The organism is Azospirillum brasilense (genome assembly GCF_022023855.1).
GTDB classification, from domain to species: Bacteria; Pseudomonadota; Alphaproteobacteria; order Azospirillales; family Azospirillaceae; genus Azospirillum; species Azospirillum brasilense_F.
Map to the genome: position 1 here is coordinate 2,075,423 of NZ_CP059449.1, position 24,348 is coordinate 2,099,770.

21 protein-coding genes are annotated in these 24,348 nt (G+C 68.7%); 10 read left to right on the plus strand and 11 right to left on the minus strand.

The window, feature by feature from the left end; genetic code table 11:
* Positions 1-34: 34 nt before the first annotated feature.
* From ftsH to H1Q64_RS09875, 3 genes are all read right to left on the minus strand, one after another.
* Complete coding sequence (gene ftsH / locus H1Q64_RS09865; protein ID WP_237903345.1) at positions 35-1,825, minus strand: ATP-dependent zinc metalloprotease FtsH; 1,791 nt, start codon at positions 1,823-1,825, stop codon at positions 35-37.
* 137 nt (positions 1,826-1,962) lie between these two features.
* A complete protein-coding gene (locus H1Q64_RS09870) occupies positions 1,963-2,925 on the minus strand; it encodes a DnaJ C-terminal domain-containing protein (protein ID WP_237903346.1) in 963 nt (320 codons plus the stop codon).
* A gap of 48 nt (positions 2,926-2,973) precedes the next feature.
* Positions 2,974-3,429, minus strand: coding sequence for an RT0821/Lpp0805 family surface protein (locus H1Q64_RS09875; protein WP_237903347.1), 456 nt, complete (start codon positions 3,427-3,429; stop codon positions 2,974-2,976).
* Between the two features lie 181 nt (positions 3,430-3,610).
* Between H1Q64_RS09875 and pdxH the strand changes: the two genes are divergently transcribed.
* From pdxH to H1Q64_RS09920, 9 genes are all read left to right on the plus strand, one after another.
* Positions 3,611-4,222 (plus strand): pyridoxamine 5'-phosphate oxidase, encoded by a 612-nt coding sequence (gene pdxH / locus H1Q64_RS09880; protein ID WP_237903348.1) that lies wholly within the window; start codon positions 3,611-3,613, stop codon positions 4,220-4,222.
* A gap of 34 nt (positions 4,223-4,256) precedes the next feature.
* A complete protein-coding gene (locus tag H1Q64_RS09885) occupies positions 4,257-5,192 on the plus strand; it encodes a cation diffusion facilitator family transporter (RefSeq protein ID WP_237903349.1) in 936 nt (311 codons plus the stop codon).
* Positions 5,193-5,630: 438 nt separating this feature from the next.
* Positions 5,631-6,746, plus strand: coding sequence for a methyl-accepting chemotaxis protein (locus tag H1Q64_RS09890; RefSeq protein ID WP_237904933.1), 1,116 nt, complete (start codon positions 5,631-5,633; stop codon positions 6,744-6,746).
* Positions 6,747-6,943: 197 nt separating this feature from the next.
* Positions 6,944-7,978 carry a methyl-accepting chemotaxis protein gene (locus H1Q64_RS33820; RefSeq protein ID WP_269145338.1) on the plus strand — a complete coding sequence of 345 codons (1,035 nt, stop codon included), beginning with the start codon at positions 6,944-6,946 and terminating at the stop codon, positions 7,976-7,978.
* Between the two features lie 99 nt (positions 7,979-8,077).
* Entirely contained in the window at positions 8,078-8,311 is a 234-nt protein-coding gene (locus tag H1Q64_RS09900) for a hypothetical protein (protein WP_237903350.1), read from the plus strand.
* A gap of 192 nt (positions 8,312-8,503) precedes the next feature.
* Complete coding sequence (locus tag H1Q64_RS09905; protein ID WP_237903351.1) at positions 8,504-9,328, plus strand: MBL fold metallo-hydrolase; 825 nt, start codon at positions 8,504-8,506, stop codon at positions 9,326-9,328.
* Between the two features lie 111 nt (positions 9,329-9,439).
* Entirely contained in the window at positions 9,440-10,681 is a 1,242-nt protein-coding gene (locus tag H1Q64_RS09910) for an SLC13 family permease (protein WP_237904934.1), read from the plus strand.
* Between the two features lie 150 nt (positions 10,682-10,831).
* Positions 10,832-11,848 carry a glycosyltransferase gene (locus tag H1Q64_RS09915; RefSeq protein WP_237903352.1) on the plus strand — a complete coding sequence of 339 codons (1,017 nt, stop codon included), beginning with the start codon at positions 10,832-10,834 and terminating at the stop codon, positions 11,846-11,848.
* Positions 11,849-11,858: 10 nt separating this feature from the next.
* Complete coding sequence (locus tag H1Q64_RS09920) at positions 11,859-13,442, plus strand: hypothetical protein (RefSeq protein WP_237903353.1); 1,584 nt, start codon at positions 11,859-11,861, stop codon at positions 13,440-13,442.
* Between the two features lie 110 nt (positions 13,443-13,552).
* Here the strand turns inward: H1Q64_RS09920 and H1Q64_RS09925 are convergent, their stop codons facing one another.
* The 4 genes from H1Q64_RS09925 to H1Q64_RS09940 all read right to left on the minus strand — a co-directional run bounded on the left by H1Q64_RS09925 (position 13,553) and on the right by H1Q64_RS09940 (position 18,954).
* Positions 13,553-14,704, minus strand: coding sequence for a CobW family GTP-binding protein (locus tag H1Q64_RS09925; RefSeq protein ID WP_419468804.1), 1,152 nt, complete (start codon positions 14,702-14,704; stop codon positions 13,553-13,555).
* Positions 14,701-15,207, minus strand: a complete 507-nt coding sequence (locus tag H1Q64_RS09930; protein WP_119509559.1) for a Fur family transcriptional regulator — start codon at positions 15,205-15,207, stop codon at positions 14,701-14,703. The genes H1Q64_RS09925 and H1Q64_RS09930 overlap by 4 nt, the downstream gene beginning before the upstream one ends.
* Before the next feature lie 118 nt (positions 15,208-15,325).
* Positions 15,326-17,359 carry a PhoX family protein gene (locus tag H1Q64_RS09935; RefSeq protein WP_237903355.1) on the minus strand — a complete coding sequence of 678 codons (2,034 nt, stop codon included), beginning with the start codon at positions 17,357-17,359 and terminating at the stop codon, positions 15,326-15,328.
* Between the two features lie 137 nt (positions 17,360-17,496).
* On the minus strand, positions 17,497-18,954 hold the full coding sequence (locus H1Q64_RS09940; protein WP_237903356.1) for a cryptochrome/photolyase family protein: 1,458 nt from the start codon (positions 18,952-18,954) through the stop codon (positions 17,497-17,499).
* Positions 18,955-19,223: 269 nt separating this feature from the next.
* On the opposite strand from H1Q64_RS09940, the gene H1Q64_RS09945 reads away from it, so the two are divergent.
* Entirely contained in the window at positions 19,224-19,712 is a 489-nt protein-coding gene (locus H1Q64_RS09945) for a fasciclin domain-containing protein (RefSeq protein WP_137138819.1), read from the plus strand.
* Between the two features lie 104 nt (positions 19,713-19,816).
* Here H1Q64_RS09945 and pdeM read toward each other — a convergent pair whose 3' ends face one another.
* From pdeM to H1Q64_RS09965, 4 genes are all read right to left on the minus strand, one after another.
* A complete protein-coding gene (gene pdeM / locus H1Q64_RS09950) occupies positions 19,817-20,506 on the minus strand; it encodes a ligase-associated DNA damage response endonuclease PdeM (RefSeq protein WP_237903357.1) in 690 nt (229 codons plus the stop codon).
* Positions 20,506-22,986 carry a ligase-associated DNA damage response DEXH box helicase gene (locus tag H1Q64_RS09955; RefSeq protein ID WP_237903358.1) on the minus strand — a complete coding sequence of 827 codons (2,481 nt, stop codon included), beginning with the start codon at positions 22,984-22,986 and terminating at the stop codon, positions 20,506-20,508. Before H1Q64_RS09955 ends, pdeM begins: the two co-directional genes overlap by 1 nt.
* Before the next feature lie 184 nt (positions 22,987-23,170).
* Complete coding sequence (locus H1Q64_RS09960; RefSeq protein WP_237903359.1) at positions 23,171-23,314, minus strand: hypothetical protein; 144 nt, start codon at positions 23,312-23,314, stop codon at positions 23,171-23,173.
* Positions 23,315-23,506: 192 nt separating this feature from the next.
* Positions 23,507-24,346 carry a class I SAM-dependent methyltransferase gene (locus H1Q64_RS09965; RefSeq protein WP_237903360.1) on the minus strand — a complete coding sequence of 280 codons (840 nt, stop codon included), beginning with the start codon at positions 24,344-24,346 and terminating at the stop codon, positions 23,507-23,509.
* Between the last annotated feature and the right edge of the window lie 2 nt (positions 24,347-24,348).

Below are 24,348 nucleotides of genomic sequence, written 5' to 3' on the forward strand. Positions count from 1 at the left end.
GTTTGTCGTTGAATGTGAACGAGAAATTTCGCCGTCAGGCCGCTGCCGTTTCCCGTTCTGCCTCGGCCAGCCCGCCGATCTCCTCGCCGCTCAGGGTTTCGCGCTCCAGCAGGGCGGCGGTGATCCGCTCCAGCGCGGCGCGGTCGGCGGCCAGGATGCGCCGGGCGCGCTCCATCCCCTCGTCGGTGATGCGGCGCACCTCCTCGTCGATGCGCCAGGCGGTGCGTTCCGAGCGCACGACGGCGGGGTCGTTGCCGGCGTGGGCGACATAGCCGATGGCGTCGCTCATGCCCCAGGCGGTGACCATGCGGCGGGCGAGGTCGGTGGCGGCGCGGAAATCGGCTTCCGCCCCGGTGGTGACGGCGTCCGGGCCGAAGACCAGATCCTCCGCCGCCCGCCCGGCCATGGCGACGGCGATGTCGGCCTGCAGCTTGGCGCGCGACACCGACACGCGGTCACCCTCCGGCAACCGCACCACCATGCCCAGGGCGCGGCCGCGCGGGATGATCGTGGCCTTGTGGATGGGGTCGGCCTCCGGGCAGCGGATGGAGACCAGCGCGTGACCGGCCTCGTGATAGGCGGTCAGGTGCCGCTCGTGGCTGGAGAGGGCGAGGCTGCGCCGCTCGTTGCCCATCAGGACGCGGTCCTTCGCCGCCTCGAAATCGGCCATGCCGACGATGACGCGCCCGTTGCGCGCGGCGGACAGGGCGGCCTCGTTGGTCAGGTTGGCCAGCTCCGCGCCGGAGAAGCCGGGGGTGCCCCGCGCCACCGTGCGGACGCAGACGTCGGGGGCGAGGTGCAGCCGGCCGGTGTGGACGCCCAGGATGGCCTCGCGCCCGGCCACGTCGGGCAGCGCGACGTGGATGTGGCGGTCGAAGCGGCCCGGCCGGGTCACGGCGGGGTCCAGCATCTCCGCGCGGTTGGTCGCGGCGATCACCACCACCTCGCCGCCGCCCTCGCCGCTGTTGACAATGCCGTCCATCTCGACCAGGAGCTGGTTCAGGGTCTGCTCCCGCTCCGAATGGGAGTTGGATTCGCCGCGCTTGCCGGCCAGCGCGTCGACCTCGTCGATGAACAACAGGCAGGGGGCGGCGGCACGCGCCGTCTTGAAGACGCTGCGCACCCGTGCGGCGCCCAGCCCGACGAACATCTCCACGAAGTCGGAACCGGAGACGGTGAAGAAGGGCACCCCGGCCTCGCCGGCCGCGGCCTTCGCCAGCATCGTCTTGCCGGTGCCCGGCGGGCCGACCAGCAGGATGCCCTTGGGCACGCGGGCGCCGGCCATGGCGAAGCGGTGCGGGTCGCGCAGGAACTCAACGGTCTCGCGAAGCTCATCCTTCGCTTCGTCCACCCCGGCGACGTCGGCGAAGACGGTGCCGGTGTCGCGCGGGCGGACGCGGGTGGCGCGGCTGCCGCCGAGGAACTGCCCGCCGCTGAGCAGCAACGCGCCGACCAGCAGGCCGATCACCAGGAAGGGGGCCAGTTTCTCCAGAACGGAAACGGTGCCGGAGACCAGCCCGCCGGCCTCCGCCTCGAAGGCGATGGCGATCTTCCGCCCGCGCAGCTCCTTCAGCAGGTCGTCGGTGACCGGAACGACGGCGCGCAGCCGCTGGCCGTCCGGCGTGACGGCGTGCGCCCCGTCGCCGCGGAAGGTGACCGACACGATGTCCCCCCGTTCGGCCGCCGCCACCAAGTCGCTGTAGGTCGCGACCTCCTCGGCGCCGTCACGCGCGTAGTCGGTCCAGGCCGCGAAGGCGAACCAGCCAAGCAGAAGCGCAGCAACAACGGCGGCGGCGGTCAGGTACTTTTTCGGGATCGGCGGCATGGCGTCCTACGAAGGCGGTGAAAACCGTTTCCGGCACATCACCATCATTGATGAAGGCGCCACCGCCCCGCATCAACCGCATTCGGTCCAGGACTTTTCTTTGACCCAAAAGTAAGGAGAGGGTTAACGGCCCGGAGTCACTCCAGGCCGGCTTTCTTGCGCACGTCGTAGCTGCGCGTCCGCGACCATTCCTCCATGAACTTCACCAGTTCCGCGTCGGGCGGGTCGGGAAGGACGACCTTCAGCTTCACATACTGGTCGCCGGCCTGCTTGGTCGCCTGGTTCATCACGCCCTTGCCGCGCAGCCGCAGGGTGGAGCCGGTGTTGGCTCCCGACGGGATCTTCAGCGCGACCGGACCGCTGACGGTGGGCACGCGGATGGTGGCGCCGAGGACCGCCTCGTTCAGGGTGATCGGCACCTCGACATGGATGTCGGAGCCCTGGCGGGTGAAGAAGGGGTGGGCCTCGACATGGACCTCGACAATGGCGTCGCCCGCTCCGAAGCCGCCGGCGCCGGGAAGTCCCTGGCCCTTCAGCCGCAGCTTTGCCTGATCCTCCGTCCCTGGCGGAACGGCGACGTCGATGCTCTTGCCGTTGGACAGGCTGATGCGCCGCTTGGTGCCCTGCGCCGCTTCGATGAAGGGCACGGAGACCGAATAGTTGATGTCGCTGCCGCGCGACCGCGAGCCGCCGCCGGCACCCCCGCCCGCGGCGCCGCCACCGGGCCCGCCGCGCCTGCGCCCGCCGCCGAACAGGTCGGAGAACCAGTCCTCGCCGCCGAAGAAGGAATCGTCGCCGGCGCCACCACCGGCCCCGCTGTAGGCGCGGCTGCGCCCGGCGTTGGCGCGGGAGCGGCCGCCGAAGCCGTGATGCCGCTCCTGGCCGGAGGGGTCGATCTCGCCGCGGTCGAAGCGGGCGCGCTTGTCGGAATCGGACAGCAGCGTGTAGGCCGCCGAGATTTCCTTGAAGCGCTCCTCGTTCGCGGCGTTGCCGGGCTTCAGGTCGGGATGGAACTCCTTGGCGAGCTTGCGGTACGCCTTCTTGATGTCGTCGGCGCTCGCGGAGCGGGGGAGGCCGAGGATTTGATAAGGGTCACGCATGCTTTCCACGAACAGAGTTATTCCACCCCGAAGCCCGGGGATAAGGCATTACGAATTGGCGACGATCTTCCACGTACCGTCGGCCTGTTTGCAAGCGGTTCCGTAGGCCAATTCGGTCTGGCTCTTTGTGGTTACCGTTTGGTGGAACTCACGGCAATACTGACCGGCGTTGTTGTAGCCCTCACGCGTCGTGGTCAGCGAGCCGTAATGGCCCGTCGCCGGGTTGGTCCAGCCGATCTTGTCGCCGACCGGGGCGGAGTAGGCGCGCTTGGCCGCGGTCTCGGCCGCGGCCGCGTCCGACGGCTCGATCGCGGCGCCGCCGATGAAGGCGCCGAGCAGCGGGCCGGTGCCCGAAGAGGCGACCTTGCCCGACGCGTTGCCATAGGTCGACGAGATCCGGCCGCCGACGGTCTCCGCGTTCTTGGTGGCTTCCTTGGAGGTGCTGGCGCAACCCGCAAGCAGGGCGATCGCCATCGCCGCCGGGACGAGCTTCTTCACGAACATCGATGCTGCCTCGAAAGGTTGGGAGCCGGCATGCCTTGCTTCTGGCGCACCGGTGGACACTCATATATGCGAGGCTGTCCTGTCTGTGAATTGGGCATATTTGTGAACTGGGAAGACGCCGCGACCGGCGCCGAAACCCAACGTTGAAACCATGGGCCTACGGCCGCGCGACGAGGGGACAATGAGCGAATCCAACGACCGGGACCCGTATGCCCTGTTCCAGGACTGGATGGCCGAGGCCACCCGCAGCGAAATCAACGATCCCAACGCCATGGCGCTGGCCACCGCGGATGCGCAGGGGGCGCCGTCGGTGCGCATGGTGCTCCTGAAGGGCGTCGATCCGCGCGGATTCGTTTTCTACACCAACACCGAGAGCCGCAAGGGCGAGCAGCTTCTGGCCAACGCCAACGCCGCTCTGTGCTTCCATTGGAAGACTCTGAAGCGGCAAGTCCGCGTCGAGGGCGCGGTGGAACAGGTGTCCGACGTGGAAGCCGACGCCTATTTCGAAAGCCGTCCGCGGGAAAGCCGCATCGGCGCCTGGGCGTCGCAGCAGTCGCGCCCCCTGGAGGGCCGGTTCGAGTTGGAGAAGCGGGTCGCCCAGTTCGCCGCCAAGTTCGGCCTGGGCGCCGTTCCCCGCCCGCCGCACTGGACCGGATTCCGCATCCTGCCGCGGCGAATCGAGTTCTGGCAGGACCGCCCCTTCCGCCTGCACGAGCGGACGTTGTACCTGCGCGAGGGCGACCCGGCGGCGCAGGAGCCGGCGCGCTGGACGACGGACCGTCTTTTCCCGTAAAGGACCGATGCCGTCATCACATAAGAAGACGCTCATGAGCGAAGCGCGTTCGCACCGGCTGCGCCGGTACGCCACCTACGCCAGCGTATCGGTGTCGCTCACGCTGATCCTGGCGAAGCTGGCGGCCTACCTGGCCACCGACTCGGTCAGCATCCTGTCGTCGCTGATCGATTCCAGCACGGACATGCTGGCGTCGGTGGTGACGTTGCTGGGGGTGCGGACGGCGCTGCGCCCGCCGGACGAAGCGCACCGCTTCGGCCACGGCAAGGCGGAGGCGCTGGCCGCGCTGGCCCAGGCCGCCTTCATCGGCGGCTCCGCCCTGTTCCTGACCATCGAGGCGGTGCGCCGTCTCATCACCCCGCAGCCGGTGGGCGAGGGGGCGGTGGGCATTGCCGTGATGCTGCTGTCGATCCTGCTGACCGCCGGCCTGATCACCTTCCAGCGCCATGTGGTGACGGCCACCGGCTCGGTCGCGGTGGGGGCGGACCGGCTGCATTACTCCGGTGACCTGCTGATGAACGCGGCGGTCATCCTGGCGATCCTGCTGACGGGATGGACGGGCATCAGCGCCTTCGATCCGCTGTTCGGTCTGGGCATCGCCGCCTATCTGCTCTTCGGCGCCCGCAAGGTCGCCAGGGAGGCGCTGAACGTCCTGATGGATCGGGAACTGCCAGCGGAGGAGCGGGAGCGCATCGCGGCGCTGGTGATTGCGCAACCGGATGTCGCGGGGATGCACGACCTGCGCACCCGCAGCTCCGGCGTCGGCGCCTTCATCGAGCTTCATCTGGAACTCGACCCGTCGCTGTCGGTTGCCAGGGCGCATGACATCACCGACCGGGTGGAGCACCGCCTGAAGGAAGCCTTCCCTGGTGCCGAGGTCCTGATTCACCAGGAACCTGCCGGATTGCAGGACGAGCGGCTGGACCATCGCATCGCCGACGGACGCGTCGTCGAGGACGATGCGGATTGACGCTTTCTCCGCCTTCGGTTGCGATCGGGTTACCGGCGCGCAATAATTGAGCATATTGCCTTTTAGAATGACCCTTCCTCCGTTGCGCAATTGTAAGGGTTCGGTAATAATTGCATTGGATTTTAGCGCTCTGCGCATTCTTGTGAAACGGATGGCGGGAAAATGGACAGTGCGTTCGGCGGCCGCTCTCATCTGATCGCGGACATTGCCACCGAAGCGGGCAATCTCGGCATCGAGATCGCGGACATCGCGGGCCATGTGGAGGAGGTCAACGGCCGCCTCGGCCATCAGGCCAACGTTTTCGCGCAGTTGCGCGGCACCGGGAACAAGATGTCGGAGAGCACGCAGCGCATCTCCGCCGCCGCGACCGTGGCGCGTTCCGTGACCGAGCAGGCCCGGCAGGAGGTCGAATCCTCCCACGACCGGGTGCAGCGTTCCATGGACGACATCCATGCCCTCGTCGCCGCGGTGGGGGGTATCGAGGGCCAGATCGCCGGCCTTCAGGAGGCGCTCGACCGCGTGGGTCGGGTTGCCAAGGAAATCTTCGTCATCGCCAAGCAGACCAACCTGCTGGCGCTCAACGCCACCATTGAGGCGGCCCGCGCAGGCGAGGCCGGGCGCGGCTTCGCCGTGGTGGCGAACGAGGTGAAGGCCCTGTCCAAGAAGACCAGCGAGGCGACGACGGAGATCGACGCCACGCTGAAGTATCTCAACGACCAAGCGCAGCGCCTGATGGCCGAAAGCGCGTCCAGCGCCGGCAAGGCCCGCGCGGTCAGCGAAGGCACCACCGCCATCGGCGCTGTCATCGAGACCGTCGGCCGGGCCATGTCGGAACTGAACGGCGAGACCGACAAGATCGACTCGGCCTCCTCCGAGATCGGCGCCAACTGCGAGGAGTTGCAGCACGAGATCGACGACCTCGCGGTCGGCGTGCAGCTGTCCAGCGACAATCTGGCCCAGGCGCGCGACCGCGTGAACACGCTGGTCGGCATGAGCGAGCGGCTGATCGGCATCACCGCCGAGCTGGACGTGGAGACAGTGGACACGCCGTTCATCCGGCTGGTTTGCGACGCCGCGTCGCGTATCTCCGCCGATTTCGAGGATGCGATGGCGCGCGGGGAGGTTCGCGAAGGCGACCTGTTCGACAGCAATTACCAGCCCATCCCCGGCTCCAACCCGCAGCAGCACATGACCCGCTTCACGGAGTTCTGCGACCGCGTGCTGCCGAGGGTGCTCGACTCGCTGCTCGGGCAAAGCGAACGCATCGTCTTCTGCGTGGCGGTCGACTCCAACGGCTATCTGCCGACCCACAACCGCCGGTTCAGCCAGCCCCAGAGTGCCGACCCGACGTGGAACGCGGCCAACTGCCGCAACCGCCGCATCTTCAACGACCGGGTCGGTCTGGCCGCGGGGCGCAACATGAAGCCGTTCCTTCTTCAGACCTACCGGCGCGACATGGGGGGCGGTCAATACGCCCTGATGAAGGACGTGTCCGCCCCGATCACGGTGCGCGGGCGCCATTGGGGCGGGCTGCGTCTGGCCTACAAGGTCTGAACCGGTATCCGCATACGGGGGGATGACATTGCGCCGCAGGGGACGGCGCAATTCCGGTTGGCATTCCGTGTTGCGGATTTATTATTGCGTCGATTCAATGCCGCTCGGGTGGGTAGCGGATGATTGAGCGAGCCGACGAGTGGCTGTTCGGTCGTCCTTGGGGGAGTCGTCACCGATAATCCTTGGAGGTGATGTTCATGCCCGAGCGTATCGTGGCGTTGTCGCGCGCGGTGTCCGATCTTGCCACGCGCAAGATGGATGAGATCCAGGCCGTTACGAACACGACCAAGATCCTGGCGCTCAACGCCCTGATCGAGGCGATGCGCGCCGGGGAGGCCGGACGCGGCTTCGCCGTGGTGGCCCAGGAGGTGAAGGCCATCTCCGAGCGGATCACCGGCATCGGTGGGGAACTGCGAGCCCAGATGGCGGTGCAGACCGACGAGTTGCACACGCTCGGCAATCGCCTGGTCTCGCAATTGCGCGGCGGGCGTCTGGCCGATCTGGCGCTCAACATGATCGACATCATGGACCGCAATTTGTACGAGCGGTCCTGCGATGTGCGGTGGTGGGCCACCGACAGCGCCGTGGTGGAGTGCGCGGCTGAACCGTCGGAGGCCAACCGGCGCCACGCGGCGCAACGGCTGGGCGTCATCCTGGGTGCCTACACCGTCTATCTCGACCTCTGCGTCGTCGATGCCAGGGGCGTGGTTCTGGCGACCGGACGGCCCGACCGCTACCGCCGCGCCGTGGGCAGTTCGGTGGCGTCTGAATCCTGGTTCCGCGAGGCCATGGCGACCCGCAGCGGCACCGAGTTCGCGGTGGCCGACATCGGCACCAGCGATATATTGGACCGTGCGACCGTCGCCACCTATGCGACGGCCATCCGGGCCGGCGGGGAGGAGAACGGCCCCGTCATCGGCGTGCTGGGGATCTTCTTCGATTGGCAGAATCAATCCCAGGGCGTGGTCGACTCCGTCCGCCTGACCGACGAGGAGCGCTCGCGGACGCGTTGCCTTCTGGTGGACAGCCGTCACCGTGTGATCGCCGCGTCCGACCGCAGGGGTGTTCTGACGGAGAGCTTCGCCTTGCGCACCGGAGGCCACGGGCACGGCAGCTACTCCGACGAGCAGGGGCGCGTGGTGGGTTTCGCCGTGACTCCCGGCTATGAAACCTACAAGGGGCTCGGCTGGTTCGGTGTGATCGTCCAGAGTTCGGTCAGTTCGTGCAAATAGGCGTGTCGTATTGCAGCAATTCGATTCTTTTGAACGTCCCGCCTGAAATGTTGGCGAAACACCCCTGTGGTGCAGTTGAAGCACGGAAAGGTGTTTCGCATGCAGGCTCTCAGGCAAATCGTGACCGTACCGGAACAGGAAGACGACCTCGTCGCGGAGGCGATCCGCGACGTGCTTGTAGCGGACGTCGTCGATCAGGCCACCAAAGTCCGGCTGGTGGATGGGCTGACCGTTCTGAAAGCCGGGCTGGACTGCCCCGACACCGGCTGCACCGGCTGCTATCACCGCCGGTCCTGTGAACGCCTCATCGAAAGCATCCTGTGGACCAGCTGACGATCCTTCGGCTGACCCAGGTCATCGGCTCGGTCCAATCCGGAAGGGGGCGTGCTCCCTCTTTGGAACCGGTCGGGCTGTGACGGTCGTCACCGCGTAAACCGAAAACCATGCTAAAATGCCGTCTTAACGGTTCCCGCCCGCAGGCTTGGTGTGGCGTGGTGATCCGGAGATCGGTGTCTCGAGGTCGGTATGGGCTTTTCGGTGACCTTCTGGGGGGTTCGGGGCACGGTCCCTTGCCCGCTGCCGTCCCATATGGGCTTCGGCGGCAACACGAGTTGCGTGGAGGTGCAGGCGGGAGACCAGCGCATCGTGATCGACGCCGGCACCGGCATCCGCATGCTCGGAAAGCGCCTGCTGAAGGAGGGTGCCGCCGAGGCGACGCTGCTGATGAGCCACACCCATCTCGACCACATCTGCGGCTTTCCCTTCTTCGCCCCGGCCTACAGCAAGGGCTTCCATCTGCGCATCGTCTCCGGCCATCTGAAAGGCAATCCGGGCATCGAAGCGGCCATGGCGCGGCAGATGGAGCGCCCCCTGTTCCCGGTGCCGATGCGCACCATGGGAAGCAACATCGTGTTCGACGAGATCACGGCCGGCGACCAGTTCGCGCTGGGCGAAGGGGTGCAGGTCCGCACGGCGCGGCTGAACCATCCGGACGGCGCCACCGGCTACCGCATCGAGCATCTGGGCAAGTCCTTCGCCTATGTGACCGACACCGAGCATGTGCCGGGCCATCCCGACCGCAACATTCTGGACCTGATCGACGGCGCCGACCTCGTGCTCTACGACAGCACCTACACGGACGAGGAGTGGCAGAACCGCATCGGCTGGGGCCACTCCACCTGGACCGAGGGCGTCCGGCTGGCGCAGGCCGCCGGGGTCAAGCGGCTGGTGCTGTTCCATCACGACCCCGACCATGACGACGCTGCCATGACCGCCATCGAAGCGGCCGCCCAGGCGGTGTTCCCGGACTGCTTCGCCGCACGGGAAGGGATGACCGTCACGCTGGCCTGACCCTGGCTTGGCGCCTATGGCCTGACCCCATCCGGGCCGTTATAGAGGGGCTTCCCCCACCGCGCAGCGAACCCCTCATCCATGTCCGCCTTTCCCTTGACCGTCCCGCCCATGACGCTGACGGTCGTCGCGCTGTTCGTCCTTACCTATGTCGGCATGGCGCTGGGGCGCTTTCCCGGCCTGCGCATCGACCGCACCGGCATCGCCCTGGTCGCGGCCATTCTTCTGCTGGCCATCGGGGCACTGGAATCGGGGCAGGTGACGGAAGCGATCGACTTCCCGACCCTGTTCATCCTGTTCGGGCTGATGGTGCTGTCCGCCCAGTACGCGGCCAGCGGCTTCTACGACTGGTGCGCCCTGCGGGTGGCACAGGCGGCGCGTTCTCCGGCCCGGCTGCTGGCGGTGACGGTGGCGGTGGGCGGCGGCCTGTCGGCGGTCCTCGCCAACGACGTGGTGGTCTTCGCCATGACGCCGATGCTCTGCGTCGGTCTGCTGGGCCGCCGGCTGGACCCGCGTCCCTACCTGATCGGTCTGGCCGGCGCGGCGAACGCCGGCTCGGCTGCGACGGTGATCGGCAACCCGCAGAACATCCTGATCGGCCAGATGGGCCACCTGGATTTCTGGCGCTTCCTGGCGGTCTGCGGCGTGCCGGCGCTGGTCGGCCTCGTGGTGGTCTACGCCGTGGTGTGGCTCGCCTGGCGGGGCCGCTTCGGCGAGCCGGAGGATGGCGCGGCCGGGCAGGGCGGGGCCGAGCCGGTGACGCTCGACCGGGCGCAGCTCGGCAAGGCGGTGGTGGCGACCCTGGTGCTTCTCGGCCTGTTCACCACCGACCTGCCGCACGAGATCGGCGTGCTGCTGGTCGCCGGGGCGATGCTGATCAGCCGGCGGCTGGCCTCGCGCGGCATGCTGGGCATGGTGGACTGGCACCTGCTGGTGCTGTTCGCCGCGCTGTTCGCCATCAACCACGCGCTGAAGCTGACCGGCCTGCCCGCGGAGTTCGTGTCGGGGCTGGAGGCCGCCGGCTGGCTGCCCGACCGGCTGGCGGTGATGACCCCGCTTGCCCTGGCCGCCAGCAACAGCATCGGCAACGTGCCGGCGGTGATCCTGCTGCTCGCCGCCTGGCCGTCGCCGCCGGAGGGGGCGCTCTACGGGCTGGCGATCCTGTCCACGCTGGCCGGCAACCTGCTGATCCCCGGCAGCCTCGCCAACATCATCGTGGTGGAGCGGGCGGCGGCGTCCGGCGTCCGGCTCGGCTTCCTGGAACACGCCCGTTGCGGCATTCCGATGACCCTTTTGTCGATGGGATTCGCCGTTCTGTGGTTGTGGGGCACCGGCTGGATGCGTCTGAGCTGATTTTTCTCCTTATGGGCTATGCGAATGGTGCCGCCCCTCTCCGTCCGGGGCATTGCCCTCTCTTCGCAAAGCAAAAAACTTGGGGTGGCCTCTTCGAGGCATGGCCCCAAGGCGCAAATGCCTCAAGCTCAGACGAAGGACGGAAACCGCATGTCAGAAGCCCAGACGCCCCGGACGCTGGACACCGGAGCCCAGGAACGGCCTCGGGATACGCCCTGGGAGACGCCGGTCGTCGCGGTGGTGGTCACCCACAACCGTCTGGCCCTGCTGAAGACCTGTCTGGCGGCCATCCATGCGCAGGAGCCGCGGCCCGACCGCATCGTCGTGGTGGACAACGGCTCCAGCGACGGCACCGCGGAATGGCTGGCCGAGCAGCGGGCGGTGATGCCGGAGCTTCTGGTGGTCCGGCAGCCCAACATCGGCTCCGCCGGCGCCTACCACACCGCCTTCGCCACGGCGCTGGAACTGGGCGCCCGCTGGATCTGGAGCACCGACGACGACGGCATCCCGGCGCCCGGCGCGCTGGCCGAACTGCTGCGCCAGGGCGAGCGGCACGACCTCGACCTCGTCGGGCCGACCGTGGTCGCGGCGGAGGACCGCGGCGATCTCGCCTTCACCATGCAGGGCTTCACCAAGGCCGACGCCTTCACCGCCGCGGCGCAGGATGGCATCGTGCCGGGCACCATCGCTCTGTTCAACGGGACCCTGTTGCGCCGCCGCGTGTTCGAGCGGATCGGCAACATCAAGCGCGAGATGTTCATCTGGGGCGACGAGTGGGAGTTCACGCTGCGCGCTCGCCGGGCCGGGCTGCGCGACGGGACGGCGGTGCACGCCCTGCACGTCCACCCGCGCAACCGCCGCACCCAGCGCCCGCTGGCCGGCGGTTTCTTGGGCACAGTGGAGGAGATGCCGGAGAACCGCGCCCCCTATTTCTTCCGCAACATGGGCTACATCCACGCCACCTACGAGCGCAAGTCCATCGCCCGCATGATGGTCAAATACACGCTCTACTATCTGCTGCACCGGCGCGCCGACGTGAAGGGGCTGCGCGGCTTCTGGACCCATTACCGGGCCGGCCTGCAGAACCGCTATCCGCAGGACCTGCAGGCGTCGCCCACGGCGGCCGCCCCCGCCGCTCCGCCCCAGTCCTTCCCGAAAAGCGTCTGAGGGGGGCCGCATGTTCAGGGATTACACCCTCGACGGTCGGGCGGCGTCGCGCGCCGAGGCCGCGTATGTCTGGCCCACCGCCCTGCTGATCCTGGTGGCGGCCTCGATCCCCGTCTGGATGTTCGAGATTCCGGCGCTGGGCGACTACGTCAACCACGTCACCCGCATGTACGCCCTGGCCCATCTGGACCAGGACCCGGCGCTGGCGCAATTCTACATGGTGCGCTGGGCGATCATCCCCAATCTGGTGATGGATATCGTCGTGCCGCCGCTGGCAAAGCTGATCGGGGTGCACACGGCGAGCCGGCTGTTCGTCACCGCCAGCTATCTGGTGCTGGTCACCGGCTCCATCGCGCTCTACCGCGCCGTCTGGGGCCGGGTGGAACTGGGGCCGCTGGCCGCCGGGCTGTTCCTCTACACGCTGTCCACCTACATGGGCCTGTTCAATTACCTGTTCGGGCTGGGGCTGGCGCTGTGGGGAATCGCCGGCTGGATCGTCATGCGGGAGCGCGCACCCTGGCAGCGCGGGCTGGCCTCGCTCGGCATCGTGCTGCTGCTGTTCATCTCGCACCTGTTCGCGCTCGGACTTTATGGCCTGACGCTGCTCGCCTTCGAGGGCTGGCGGCTGTGGCGGAGCGGCGGCTGGCGCGAGCCGCGGCGGGCACTGCCGGACGCGCTGGCCTTCGGACTGCCGTTTCTGATCGTGCCGCCGCTTCTGCTGATGAGCCCGTCGTCGGGCTTCGCCGACGCGGTGCTGTGGGTCGGCACGGCGAAGCTGATGGGTTTCGACTTCCTGTTCGGCGGCTACGCCGACACGGTCGGCTATGTGACGGGAATCGCCGTCGGGCTGGGCATCGCCTGGGGGCTGTGGAGCGGGGCGCTGCGGCTGCATCCGGTCGGCGCCATCACCATCGGCTTGGGGCTGGTGGTCTATGCGGCGATGCCGCTGGTCCTGTTCGGCTCCTGGTTCGCCGACAGCCGCCTGCCCATCGGCATCGCCTTCGTCGCGCTGGGCTTTGTGCGCTGGGAGTTGGCGACCTCGACCATGCGGGCGGCTTTCCTGTCGGTGGTGGTCGCGCTGTCGCTGCTGCGCAGCGCCGACGCCGGGGTGGGGCTCGCCAGGGTGGACCCGCTGCTGGAGGAGGTGCGCCAGTCCCTGCAGCGGATCGAGCCGGGCAGCACGGTGCTCGCCACCTACGCCGACGAGACGCTGCACAAGTCGATCTTCCGCGCCACCCAGTTCACCGACGACCGCGCCCTGTCCTTCGGCCTGCACCACGCGCCGGTGCTGGCGCTGATGGAGCGCTCCAGCCTCGTGCCCATCGCCTTCACCCATCCGGGCAAGCAGGTGCTGTTGCTGAAGCCGGACTATGCCGACCTGGACGGTGATTTCACCTACATGCCGCGCATCGGTTACGTCGCCGACGCGGTGCGCCAGCCGGGTTTGCGCGACAACCATTACTGGGCCGACTGGCCCCGGCGCTTCGGTTACGTCTATGTGCTGTTCAGCGAGCCGGGCCGCGCCAACCCGGTGCCGGAGCATCTGACGCTGGTGCAGGAAGGGCGATACTTCCAGCTTTACAAAGTGAAGTGAGCGGGTGCGGTTGCCCCCACCCTAACCCTCCCCCGCTTTGCAGGGGAGGGGACTGTTTCTCCCTCCCCTGCGGAAGCGGGGGAGGGCCGGGGTGGGGGCAAGGAGTGCCCTCAGGCTGCCCCCTCTGCTCCCCAAACGAACTGATCGAACATCGGCTGGATCACCGCCTCGCCGATGTCGCGGGTGATGAAGACGATCTTCGAGCGGTGATCCTCGCCGGGCCATTCCTGGAGCTGGACCGGCGGGTGGAACATGTGCTGCACGCCGTGGACGACGACCGGCAGCGGGCTTTCCTTCACGTTCAGCAACCCCTTGATGCGCAGCAGGTTCTCCCCGCCGGTGGCGATCAGGGCCTCCATGAAGTCGACGAAGTTGTTCCACGGGATCGGCTCGTCCACAACCATGCAGAAGGCGCGGATGTGGTCGTCGTGCCGGTTGGCGTCGTGATGGTGGTGATCGTGCCCGCAGTCGGGGCCGCAGGTGTCGCCATGGTCGTGGTCGTGGTGATGGTGGTCATGATCATGGTCATGCCCGTGATCATGATGATGGGCCTGCTCGTCGCGGTACGCCTCCTCGCGGAGCCAGCGCGCCACGTCGGGGCTCTTGGTGTCGGGGTTGTAGAGGCCGGCATCGAACAATTGCTTCGGGTCCACCTCGCCGAAGGCGGCGGGGATCTGCGGGGCCGCCGGGTTGATCGCCGACAGGCGCTGGCACAAAGCGAGCGTCGTGTGCGGCGTGGCGAGGTCGGTCTTGGTCAGCACGATGCGGTCGGCGACGGCGGCCTGCTTCACGCTCTCCGGCTGGCGGTCGAGTTGGCTGGCGCCATGCACCGCGTCCACCGTGCTGATGACGCCGTCCAGGCGGAAGCGGGCGGCCAGCAGCGGGTCGCTCATCAGCGTGTGGATGATCGGGGCCGGGTCGGCGAGGCCCGTCGTCTCCACCACCACCCGGTCGAACTCTGGGATGTCGCCGCGCACGCGCTTCAGGAACAGATCGCGCAGTGTGTCGACGAGATCGCCGCGGATGGTGCAGCACAGGCAGCCGCTGTCCATCAGCACCATGTTCTCCGACGCCTTGGCGACCAAGAGGTGGTCCAGCCCGACCTCCCCGAACTCGTTGATGACCACGGCGGTGCGGGCCATGCCGGGATGATGCAGGAGCCGTTGCAGCAACGTGGTCTTGCCGCTGCCGAGGAAGCCGGTCAGCACCGAGACGGGCAGGCGGGGCGCCGGCGGGGCGGCGGGGGTGGGTGCGGCGGTCACGGGGTCTTCTCCTGGCAGTCGGTGCATGTGCCGCGCACCTCGACGGTGGGGCGGCTGACCTGGAAACCATGCTCGGCGGCGATGGTGCCAATGGCGGCGCGGATGCGCGGGTCGTCGATCTCCACGGCGTTGCCGCAGGTCTCGCACACCAGGAACTGTCCGGAATGGACGGCCCCCGGCGCCGCGCAGCCGATGTAGGCGTTCAGCGATTCGATGCGGTGGACCAGCCCGTGCTCCACCAGGAACTCCAGCGCGCGGTAGACGGTCAGCGGGGCGGTGGCCTTGCCCTCGCGCTGGCTGAGGTCCTCCAGGATGGCATAGGCGCCGCGCGGCTTGTGGCTGTTCCAGACCAGCTCCAGCACCTGCCGGCGAAGCGCGGTCAGCCGGGCGCCGCGCTCCGCACACAGGGCGTCGGCGCGCGTCAGCGCGTCGGCGATGCAATGCGCGTGGTCGTGCCCATGGCGGGAGGCCGGGCCGGCGGTGGAATGAGGATCGGTGGTCATGGCGTTATCTTATTACATCGCCGGACACCGACACCAGACAAAGAAGAAGGGCGGCCCCGGACGCGGAGGCCACCCTTTCAAGGCGTGTCGCTGGATTATGGGACGGTCAGGCGTACGGTCAGAGACCGATCACGCCGCCGTCCTTCTTGGTGATGGCGACCACCGACGGACGCGGCGGCATGTTGGGCTTGAAGTCGGGCCAGCGGGTCGCCGGGTCCTCGAAGGAGGAGAGCTTGCCCTTGAAGCCTTCCCACTGGTCCACGCCGTCGGTGGCCGGGTGCTGCACGGCGACGAACAGGGTCCTGTCGTCGGTGGTGAAGCAGGGGCCGCACATCTCCGCACCCACCGGCACGCGGTAGAACATCTTGGACAGGCCGCGCAGGTTGCCTTCGGTTTCCACGGCCCAGACGCCGTCGGCGGTGCCCGACGCCTTCTTCCAGTTCTCACCCTGGTCGGTGGTGACCCACAGACGGCCACGATGGTCCACCGCCGCGTTGTCCGGACAGGAGAACCACCCGTTGGCCGAGGTGTCGGCGTGGAACTGCGCGCCGACCTTCCCGTCCGCCGGGTTGCCGCCGCGGACCAGGATCGTCCATTCGCCCTTTGTCGAGGCGTGGTTGCCGCCTTCCGGCAGGATCTCGACGATGTGGCCCCAGTTGTTCTCGGCGCGCGGGTTGGTCGCGTCCACCTGCTCCGGCTTGCGGCGGGAGTTGTTGGTGAGCATGACGTAGACCTTGCCGGTCACCGGGTTCACCTCGATGTCCTCCGGGCGGTCCATCTTGGTGGCGCCCAGCGCGTCGGCGGCGAGGCGGGCGTTGATCAGGACGGTGGCTTGGTCGGGGAAGCCCTTCTCGGCGGTCAGCGGGCCCTGGCCGTGGACCAGCGGCAGCCATTCGACCGAGGCGTCGGCCTTGAACTTCGCCACATAGAGCGTCCCGGTCTCCAGGATGTCCATGTTGGCGGCGCGGTTCTTCGGATCGAACTTCTTTGCCGCGACGAACTTGTAGACATAGTCGAACCGCTCGTCGTCGCCGGTGTAGGCGACCACGGTGCCGTCCCTGCCCAGCGCGATCTGGCAGGCCTCATGCTTGAAGCGGCCGAGCGCCGTGCGCTTCTTCGGGGTCGAGGTCGGGTCGTAGGGGTCGATCTCGACAATCCAGCCGAAGCGGTTGGACTCGTTCGGCTCCTTGGCGATGTCGAAGCGGTCGTGATAAACGCCCCAGTTGTACCATTCGCCGGGAAAGCCGTAGCGTTTCAGCACCTTGGCGTTCGGGTTGGTGTCCTCGACCTTGCCCCAGAAGTAGCCGTTGAAGTTCTCTTCCGCCGACAGCCAGGTGCCCCAGGGCGTCATGCCGCCGGAACAATTGTTCAGCATGCCGCGGACCATCGTGCCTGCCGGGTCGTAACTGGTCTTCATCAGGGCGTGGCCGGCGGCCGGGCCGGTGATGGCGCAGGCCGTCTCGCCGGTGATGCGGCGGTTGTACTTGGAGTTCGGCTCGGTCACCCACTTGCCCTTGACCTTGCGGATCTCGACGACGGTGCCGCCGTGGGCCGCCATCTCGATGTCCACCAGCGTCCTAGTCATGCGGGCGAACTTGTCCTTCTGCTGCTCCACGCCGACGCCGGGGAACATGACCTCCTCGTCGGTGTATTCGTGGTTCACGCAGAGCAGGGCGCGGTCCGGCGACTGCGAGCCGAGCGGCAGCGGGGCGTAGCCGACGAAGTCGTTGTTGTAGCCGAACTGCTTCGACTGCGCCTCGGCCGTCTGGTTCATCGGATCGAAGGCCGGCGCGCCGGGGACCACCGGGTCGCCCCAGCGGATCAGGATGTCGGCGTTGTAGCCGGCGGCGACGTGATGGTCGGCGTCGACACCATGCGCCACCTCCTGGAAGGAGAAACTGGCCTTGGCCGGGCGCGGGGCGTCGGTCACGGCGGCTTCAGCCTCGCGGGTTGGGGAGAGCAGGGCGGCCGGGCCGATCAGGGCGCTGACCGCAGCACCGGTCAGCATGCCGCGCACCATGTCGCGGCGGCCGAGGCGCGCGTTGATGACGTCGCCCATGGTCGGGTTTTCGGACGGGTTGGAGCCGATGTCCTCGCGGCCCTCGAAGGTCAGATACTTGGTGCCCTTCTGGGGCAGGTCATGGATGTCCATCGGTGTGCCTCGTCTCTTTCCGCAAATTTATTTTGGGTAGGGGCGGGCGCACCTTACCGGCGGCCTGTGACGGTTTCTTTGCACTCCCATGAAGGCGGAATGAAAACACACGGTTGGATTTCATGACACCGCGTCGATCAATCGCCGGCTTTCTTGATCTCCTGGAAGGCGGCCAGCGCGCGGTCGCGGGCGGTGCCGTGGTCGACGATCGGCCGAGGGTAGTCCTTGCCGAGCGTCACCCCCGCCTGCCGCTGCGCCTCGTCCGGCGCCTCCCAGGGCTTGTGAATCCAGCGGTTGGGCAGCTTTTCCAGTTCCGGCACATAGCGCCGGACGTAGGCGCCCTCCGGGTCGAACTTCTCGCCCTGGAGGATCGGGTTGAAGACACGGAAGAATGGAGCCGCGTCGGCGCCGCAGCCGGCCACCCATTGCCAGTTGCCGGCGTTGTTGGCGATGTCGGCATCGACCAGCGTGTCCCAGAACCACGCCTCACCCTCCTGCCAGGGAATCAGCAGGTCCTTGATGAGAAAGGAGCCGACGATCATGCGCACGCGGTTGTGCATCCAGCCGGTCTGCCAGAGCTGCCGCATGCCTGCGTCCACGATGGGATAGCCGGTGCGCCCGCGCTGCCACGCGCGCAGGCCCGCCTTGTCCGTCCGCCAGGGAAAACGGGCGAAGCGCGCATCCAGCGGCGTGTCCGGAATGCCCGGCTCCTCGCGCAGCAGATGATGGTTGAACTCCCGCCAGCCGAGTTCCCGCAGGAAGGCCTCGGCACCCGCGGCCAACTCATGCCGCTGGTCGGCGGCGTGGCGCGTGGCGTGCCAGATCTGCCGCGGCCCGATCTCCCCGAAGGCGAGGTGCGGCGACATCGCGGAGGTCCCGTCATGGTCGGGGCGGTCGCGCTCGGTCGGGTAAGCGGCGACCGGCCCGTCCAGGAAATCGGCCAACCGCTCCTGCGCCGCCTCCTCGCCGGGCTCCCAGCGCTCGCGCAGGCCGCCGGCCCAATCGGGCGCGCTGGGCAGCAGGCCCCAGTCCTTCAGCGACTCGCTGGACACCGGCTTGGCCGGCGGCGTCAGCTTGCCCGGCGCGCGGGTGGGGCGCGGCGGTTCCGGCATCGACAGCAGCGCCTTCCAGAAGGGCGTGAACACCCGGAAGGGCGTGTCAGACTTGGTGCGGATGGTCCCCGGCTCGTAGAGCAGGGCGGCGTTGTGGGGGTGCACCGTCACGCCGCGGGCGCTCAGCCGCTCGCCGACCCGGCGGTCGCGGGCGATGGCGGTCGGGCCGGCGCGGCGGTTGCACAGCACGGTGTCGGCGCCGGTCTCTTCCGCCAGCGCCGCCAGCACGGCGGCGGGGTCGCCGCTGCGCAACACCAGGGGCGAACCGAGCTTGGCCAGCGCCTTGCCCAGCCGCTCCAGACTGCCATGCAGCCACCAGCGGGAGGCGGCGCCGGGAAGCCAGGGGTCGTGGGCGTCCGTCTCACGGATGTAGACCGGGATGACCGGCGCCCCATCCTCCGCCGCGGCGCTGAGCGCCGGGTTGTCGGCAAGGCGAAGATCGTTGCGGAACCAGACGAGGATGGGGGATTGATCGGTCGTCATCGGCCAACTTTAAGGAAATGGACAGAAGAACGGGCATGCCAAAACGCCGCAGCCAATGACCACGGACAATGGCTCTTGCTACGCGGTGCCGATTGCTCCGGATCACCGCGACGGCAAAAATTTTTCCTGGGGAAATCCTATTGACCGAGGTTTTTGCGCCGCTATTTCCGCCTTCGCTGCCACGACGTGGAGCCGGAGGCACGGCGGCCGACGGCGCCGGTTCCACGGTCGGGGGAGGAACGAGACGCCATCCACATGGAGGAAATGACATGTCCCGCCTGTCGCGGCTGCTGACCGCCGCCACCGTCGCCCTGCCGCTGTCCTTCGCCACCGTCGCTGCGAAGGCGGCGGACATCGTGGACACCGCCGTCACGGCGGGCCAGTTCAAGACGCTGGTCCAGGCCGTCCAGGCCGCCGGGCTGGCGGACACGCTGAAGGGAAGCGGTCCCTTCACCGTCTTCGCCCCGACCGACGAGGCCTTCGCCAAGCTGCCCGCCGGCACCGTCGAAAATCTTTTGAAGCCGGAGAACCGCGAGAAGCTCCGCTCCGTACTCACCTATCATGTGGTGTCGGGCAAGGTGACTTCGGCCGATATCGCCGGCAAGACGGCATCGCCGAAGACCGTGCAGGGCACCACCGTGGACATCGACGCGACGAAGGGCGGCGTGATGGTGGACAACGCGAAGGTCGTGAAGCCCGACATCATGGCGTCCAACGGCGTCATCCACGTGATCGATACGGTCATGATGCCGAACTGACGTTCTGCTTTTTCATTGAGGTCCCTCCTGCCGGACGTTTCACCGCCGGTTCCGGCAGGACCACTCGCCCGGAGAGTTCCCCCGACTCTCCGGGCTTTTTCTTTTTACGCCTTATCCGGAGACAGGCGGCTGCGCGGGAAGCGGTGGACCTTGCCGCGGGCCAGCAGATGCACCTCGAACCGCGCCGCCAGCAGGCCGGACACCGCCGGGTCCAGCACGTTCAGCCCGCCCGCGAAGGCGCCGAAGGCCGGCAGGATCAGCTTGCCCCCGTCGAAGGCGAAGCAGCGCTCCCGCACCCGCCGGCCTGGTACGACGACGGCGGCCACCGGGTGCAGGTGTCCCGACAGTTCGCCCACCGCGCCGGGCACCGCCTCGTGCCGGAAGGTCAGAGGGCCGAGCGTCAGCTCGTCCAGGATGCGCCCGCCGAACCCCTCCGGCGGTTCCGGATCGTGGTTGCCGGTGACCCACAGCCAGTCCGCCACCCGCCCGGTCAGGTCGCGCAGCCGCGCCACGTCCCCCGCCTCCATGCGGCTCGCCGCCCGGCGGTCGTGGAAGCTGTCGCCCAGGCAGATCACCCGCTCCGGGGCCAGCCGCTCCACCAGATCCGCCAGCCGGCCGAGCGTCGCCCGCGTGTCGTAGGGCGGCAGCATCCGCCCGCGCGCTGCGAAGGCGGAGCCCTTCTCCAGATGCAGGTCGGCGACCACCAGCGTCCGTTCCGCCGGCCAGACCAGCGCGCCGGAGGGATCGGGGGCCAGCGCGGCGCCCCGCAGGGTCATCGTCGTGTCCATGCTCATCACAACGTCAGCCGGCCCTGCTCATCACGGGGTGCATCACGGGGCGAATCCAGCTCCGGCATCGCCTCGGCCACCAGATCGGCGGCGGCCTGCTCCAGAAGCTCGTCGGTGGCGGAGCCGTCCACCCGTTCCCGCCCGATCTCCAGAATGACCGGCACGGCGAGGGGGGAAATGCGGTCGAGGTCCTTGTGGGTGATACGGCCCTTCACCCGAATCAGGAAATCCGACAGGCGCCGCACGTCGGTCAGCCCACCCGCCGCGTCGGCGCGGGTGGCGCGCAGCAGCACATGGCCGGGGTCGTGCTTGCGCAGAACGTCGTAGATCAGGTCGGAGGAGAAGGTGACCTGCCGCCCCGACTTTTCCTGCCCAGGATGGCGGCGGTCGATGACCCCGGTGATCAGCGCCACGTTGCGGAAGGTCCGCCGCAGCATGGAAGACTCGTCCATCCAGGCTTCCAGATCGTCGCCCAGCATGTCCTGGTCGAACAGCCCATCCATGTCCTTGGGCGTGCGCAGTGACCAGACGGCCAGCACATAATCGGTGGCGACGAAGCCGAGCGGGCCGCAGCCCATCCGCTCCATCCGGCGGGTCAGCAGCATCCCCAGCGTCTGGTGCGCGTTCCGCCCCTCGAAGGCGTAGACGACGAGGAAGCGCTTGCCCGCCTTGGGGAAGCTCTCCACCAGCAGACCGTCGCGCGCCGGCAGGACGGAGCGCCAGCGCTGGAGCCGCAGCCATTCCTGCACGTCCTCCGGCAGGCCGGGCCACTGCGCCGGGTCGGCCAGCATGGCGCGCACCCGGTCGGCCAGCGCCGTGGTCAGCGGCAGCCGCCCGCCGGCGTAGGCCGGGACCTTCGGCTCCCCGGTGCCGCCCTTGGCGACCTGCGCCTCCATCTCGCGGATGCCGAGGAACTTCAGGAGTTGCCCGGCGAAGACGAAGGTGTCGCCGGGGGTGAGGCCCTGGATGAAATGCTCCTCCACCTCGCCCAGCACCGGGCCGCGGCTCAGGCGGACGCGCAGCATGGCCTCCTGAGTGATGGTCCCGACGTTCATGCGGTACTGCCGCGCCACCGCCGGCCCGGCCACCGCCATGCGCCCGTCCTCGCGCAGCTTGAGCCGGTGGAAGCGCTCGTAATTGCCGAGCGCGTAGCCGCCGGTCGCCACGAAGTCGAGCACGTCGTCGAACTCGTCCCGCGCCAGCCCGGCGTAAGGGGCGGCGCGGACCACCTCGTCGTAGAGGTCGTCGGGCCGGAACGGCTCGGCGCAGGCCATGCCGAGCATGTGCTGGGCCAGCACGTCCAGCCCGCCGGGGCGGGGCCGCTCGCCGTCCAGACTCATGGCCGCCACGGCGTCGAGCGCGGCGCGGCATTCCAGCACCTCGAACCGGTTGGCGGGGATGAGCAGGGCGCGGCTCGGCTCGTCCAGCCGGTGGTTGGCGCGGCCAATGCGTTGGACCAGCCGGCTCGCCCCCTTCGGAGCGCCGATCTGCACCACCAGATCAACCGCCGCCCAGTCGATGCCGAGGTCGAGCGAGGAGGTCGCCACCACCGCCCGCAGCTTGCCTGCCGCCATGGCGGCCTCGACCTTGCGCCGCTGCTCCGCCGCCAGCGAGCCGTGGTGGAGCGCGATGGGCAGGGTGTCGTCGTTGAGGCGCCAGAGTTCCTGGAAGATCAGCTCCGCCTGGGCGCGGGTGTTGACGAAGACCAGCGTGGTGCGGTGGGCGCGGATGCGCTGGTACACCTCCTTCAGCGCGTGCATGGCCATGCGGCCGGACCAGGGCAGCCGCTCGCGCGTCGTCAGGATCTCCACCTCGGCGGAGGCGCCGGCCCGGCCGGTGACCAGCCGCACATCGCCGCCATCCGCGTGTCCGGTCCTGGACAGCCAGGCGAGCAGCTGCGCCGGCTCCGCCACCGTGGCCGACAACCCGACCCGCCGGGCCTGCGGCGCCAGTCGGGACAGCCGCGCCAGCCCCAGCGCCAGCAGGTCGCCGCGCTTGGTCCCGGCGAGGGCATGCAACTCGTCGATGATGACGCAGCGCAGGTGCCGGAAGATCGTCGCCGCGTCGGCGTAGGCGATCATCAGCGCCAGACTTTCCGGCGTGGTCATCAGGATGTGCGGCGGGTTGGCCCGCTGCCGCCGCCGCTTGGATTCGGGCGTGTCGCCGGTGCGGGTCTCGGTGCGGATGGGCAGCCGCATCTCGGCGACGGGCTCCTCCAGATTGCGCTGGATGTCCACCGCGAGCGCCTTCAGCGGCGAGATGTAGAGCGTGTGAAGCCCCTCCCGCGGGCGCTCCGCCAGATCGATCAGCGAGGGCAGGAAGCCGGCCAGCGTCTTGCCGCCGCCGGTCGGCGCGATCAGCAGGGCGCTGTCCCCGGCCGCGGCTGCCTCGACCATGGCGAGCTGGTGTGGGTGCGGCGCCCAGTCCCGCGACCGGAACCAGCCCTGGACGTTGGCGGGGAGGAGGGGGGAGGGGAGATCGGGCATGAAGGACCGGGTGATTGGCTGAGACCGGAAAGAATAGTGTCGCGAATCGAACGGAGCAAGAACAGGAGCGCTTTTGCGTCCCGTTGACGGCTTTCGGGGCTGTAGTATTTTGGGAGGCAAGGAGGTGATGCGCCTTCGGTGCCCTGAAGGCGGAGCCGGTTTCCCGACCCCGCCCATTGGTTCCTTAGCGATCGCGGTCCTGGTTGAGGCCGGCTTCGAACTCGAACTTCATCCGGGACCAGAAGCGTTGGAACCACTTCAGGTACTTTTTCAAGCGCATCACCTCCTCTCGGATGCCGGACGGGTAGGGCCCGCCGGCACGCAGCATCCAAAGGAATGCGTGGGCGCGGTTTCAACCGGGAATGTGGCTCGGTGGAGTGGCTGCGGCACTTGGGCGCTTCGTCGGGGCGCGGAGCCTTGCCCCCACCCTGACCCTCCCCCGCTCTCGGCGGACCGAAGGTCCGCCTGCCGCGTCAGCGCAAACCCTTGGTTTGCGCGAGAGCTTCGCAGGGGAGGGAAATTAGGCGCCGGTGACGATGCGGACGTGGATGGGCAGGGGGATCGTACCGCCCTGAGCCTGCGCGTCGAAGCGGCGGGTCACCTCGGCGTCCAGGTCGGCGCGCTGCCCGGCAGTGAGGGCGTGCAGGCGGTGGCCGAAGCTCATCTCCAGCGTGGCGCGCCAGAAGGGCTGGCCCTGGGGGGCCTTGCGGACCGGGGTGATGTCGGTCTCGCTCACCGTGGTGAAGCCGGCGGCGCGCATGGCCTCCGCCAGAAGGCCGGGGGCGGCGAAGCGGAACAGCGGGTCCAGGCTGCGGTCCTCGCCCAGACGGGCGGCAACGGCCTCGCCCACCGTGTCGAACAGGGCGTTGCCGGCGCGCGGTCCCCAGACCATGAAGGCCGCCCGCCCGCCGGGGTGCAGCACGCGCCGCAGTTCGGCCAGGGCCGCCGCCACGTCGGGGACAAACATGATGCCGAAGCGGCAGGTCACCCGCTCGAAGCTCGCCGCGGCGAAGGGCAGGGCGGTCATGTCGGCGGCGGCGAAGGCCGGGCGCAGCCCGTCAGCGATCCCCGCGGCGCGGCGTCGGGCGCCGGCCATCATGCCGGGCACAAGGTCGCTGCCCACCACCAGCCCGTCCGGACCTGTTCGGAGGGCAGCGCTCAGCGCCGGTTCGCCGGCACCGGAGGCGAGGTCCAGCACCCGGTCCCCCGCCGTCACCCCGGCGGCGTCCAGCAGGGGCTGGTTCAGCTTGTCGGCCAGATCGGCCATCGGGTCGGCCCAGCGGTCCCAGGCGTCGGCGCTGGCGGTCCAGCGGGCGCGCTCGGCGGCGCCGTCGATGGGGCAGGTGGACAAGTCGGGCATGG

Bases quoted from the DNA above. Each gene is read 5' to 3' on its own strand.
- ftsH (WP_237903345.1), bottom strand. From the start codon at position 1,825: ATGCCGCCGATCCCGAAAAAGTACCTGACCGCCGCCGCCGTTGTTGCT.
- H1Q64_RS09870 (WP_237903346.1), bottom strand. From the start codon at position 2,925: ATGCGTGACCCTTATCAAATCCTCGGCCTCCCCCGCTCCGCGAGCGCC.
- H1Q64_RS09875 (WP_237903347.1), bottom strand. From the start codon at position 3,429: ATGTTCGTGAAGAAGCTCGTCCCGGCGGCGATGGCGATCGCCCTGCTT.
- pdxH (WP_237903348.1), top strand. From the start codon at position 3,611: ATGAGCGAATCCAACGACCGGGACCCGTATGCCCTGTTCCAGGACTGG.
- H1Q64_RS09885 (WP_237903349.1), top strand. From the start codon at position 4,257: ATGAGCGAAGCGCGTTCGCACCGGCTGCGCCGGTACGCCACCTACGCC.
- H1Q64_RS09890 (WP_237904933.1), top strand. From the start codon at position 5,631: ATGGACGACATCCATGCCCTCGTCGCCGCGGTGGGGGGTATCGAGGGC.
- H1Q64_RS33820 (WP_269145338.1), top strand. From the start codon at position 6,944: ATGCCCGAGCGTATCGTGGCGTTGTCGCGCGCGGTGTCCGATCTTGCC.
- H1Q64_RS09900 (WP_237903350.1), top strand. From the start codon at position 8,078: ATGCAGGCTCTCAGGCAAATCGTGACCGTACCGGAACAGGAAGACGAC.
- H1Q64_RS09905 (WP_237903351.1), top strand. From the start codon at position 8,504: ATGGGCTTTTCGGTGACCTTCTGGGGGGTTCGGGGCACGGTCCCTTGC.
- H1Q64_RS09910 (WP_237904934.1), top strand. From the start codon at position 9,440: ATGACGCTGACGGTCGTCGCGCTGTTCGTCCTTACCTATGTCGGCATG.
- H1Q64_RS09915 (WP_237903352.1), top strand. From the start codon at position 10,832: ATGTCAGAAGCCCAGACGCCCCGGACGCTGGACACCGGAGCCCAGGAA.
- H1Q64_RS09920 (WP_237903353.1), top strand. From the start codon at position 11,859: ATGTTCAGGGATTACACCCTCGACGGTCGGGCGGCGTCGCGCGCCGAG.
- H1Q64_RS09930 (WP_119509559.1), bottom strand. From the start codon at position 15,207: ATGACCACCGATCCTCATTCCACCGCCGGCCCGGCCTCCCGCCATGGG.
- H1Q64_RS09935 (WP_237903355.1), bottom strand. From the start codon at position 17,359: ATGGACATCCATGACCTGCCCCAGAAGGGCACCAAGTATCTGACCTTC.
- H1Q64_RS09940 (WP_237903356.1), bottom strand. From the start codon at position 18,954: ATGACGACCGATCAATCCCCCATCCTCGTCTGGTTCCGCAACGATCTT.
- H1Q64_RS09945 (WP_137138819.1), top strand. From the start codon at position 19,224: ATGTCCCGCCTGTCGCGGCTGCTGACCGCCGCCACCGTCGCCCTGCCG.
- pdeM (WP_237903357.1), bottom strand. From the start codon at position 20,506: ATGAGCATGGACACGACGATGACCCTGCGGGGCGCCGCGCTGGCCCCC.
- H1Q64_RS09955 (WP_237903358.1), bottom strand. From the start codon at position 22,986: ATGCCCGATCTCCCCTCCCCCCTCCTCCCCGCCAACGTCCAGGGCTGG.
- H1Q64_RS09960 (WP_237903359.1), bottom strand. From the start codon at position 23,314: ATGCTGCGTGCCGGCGGGCCCTACCCGTCCGGCATCCGAGAGGAGGTG.
- H1Q64_RS09965 (WP_237903360.1), bottom strand. From the start codon at position 24,346: ATGCCCGACTTGTCCACCTGCCCCATCGACGGCGCCGCCGAGCGCGCC.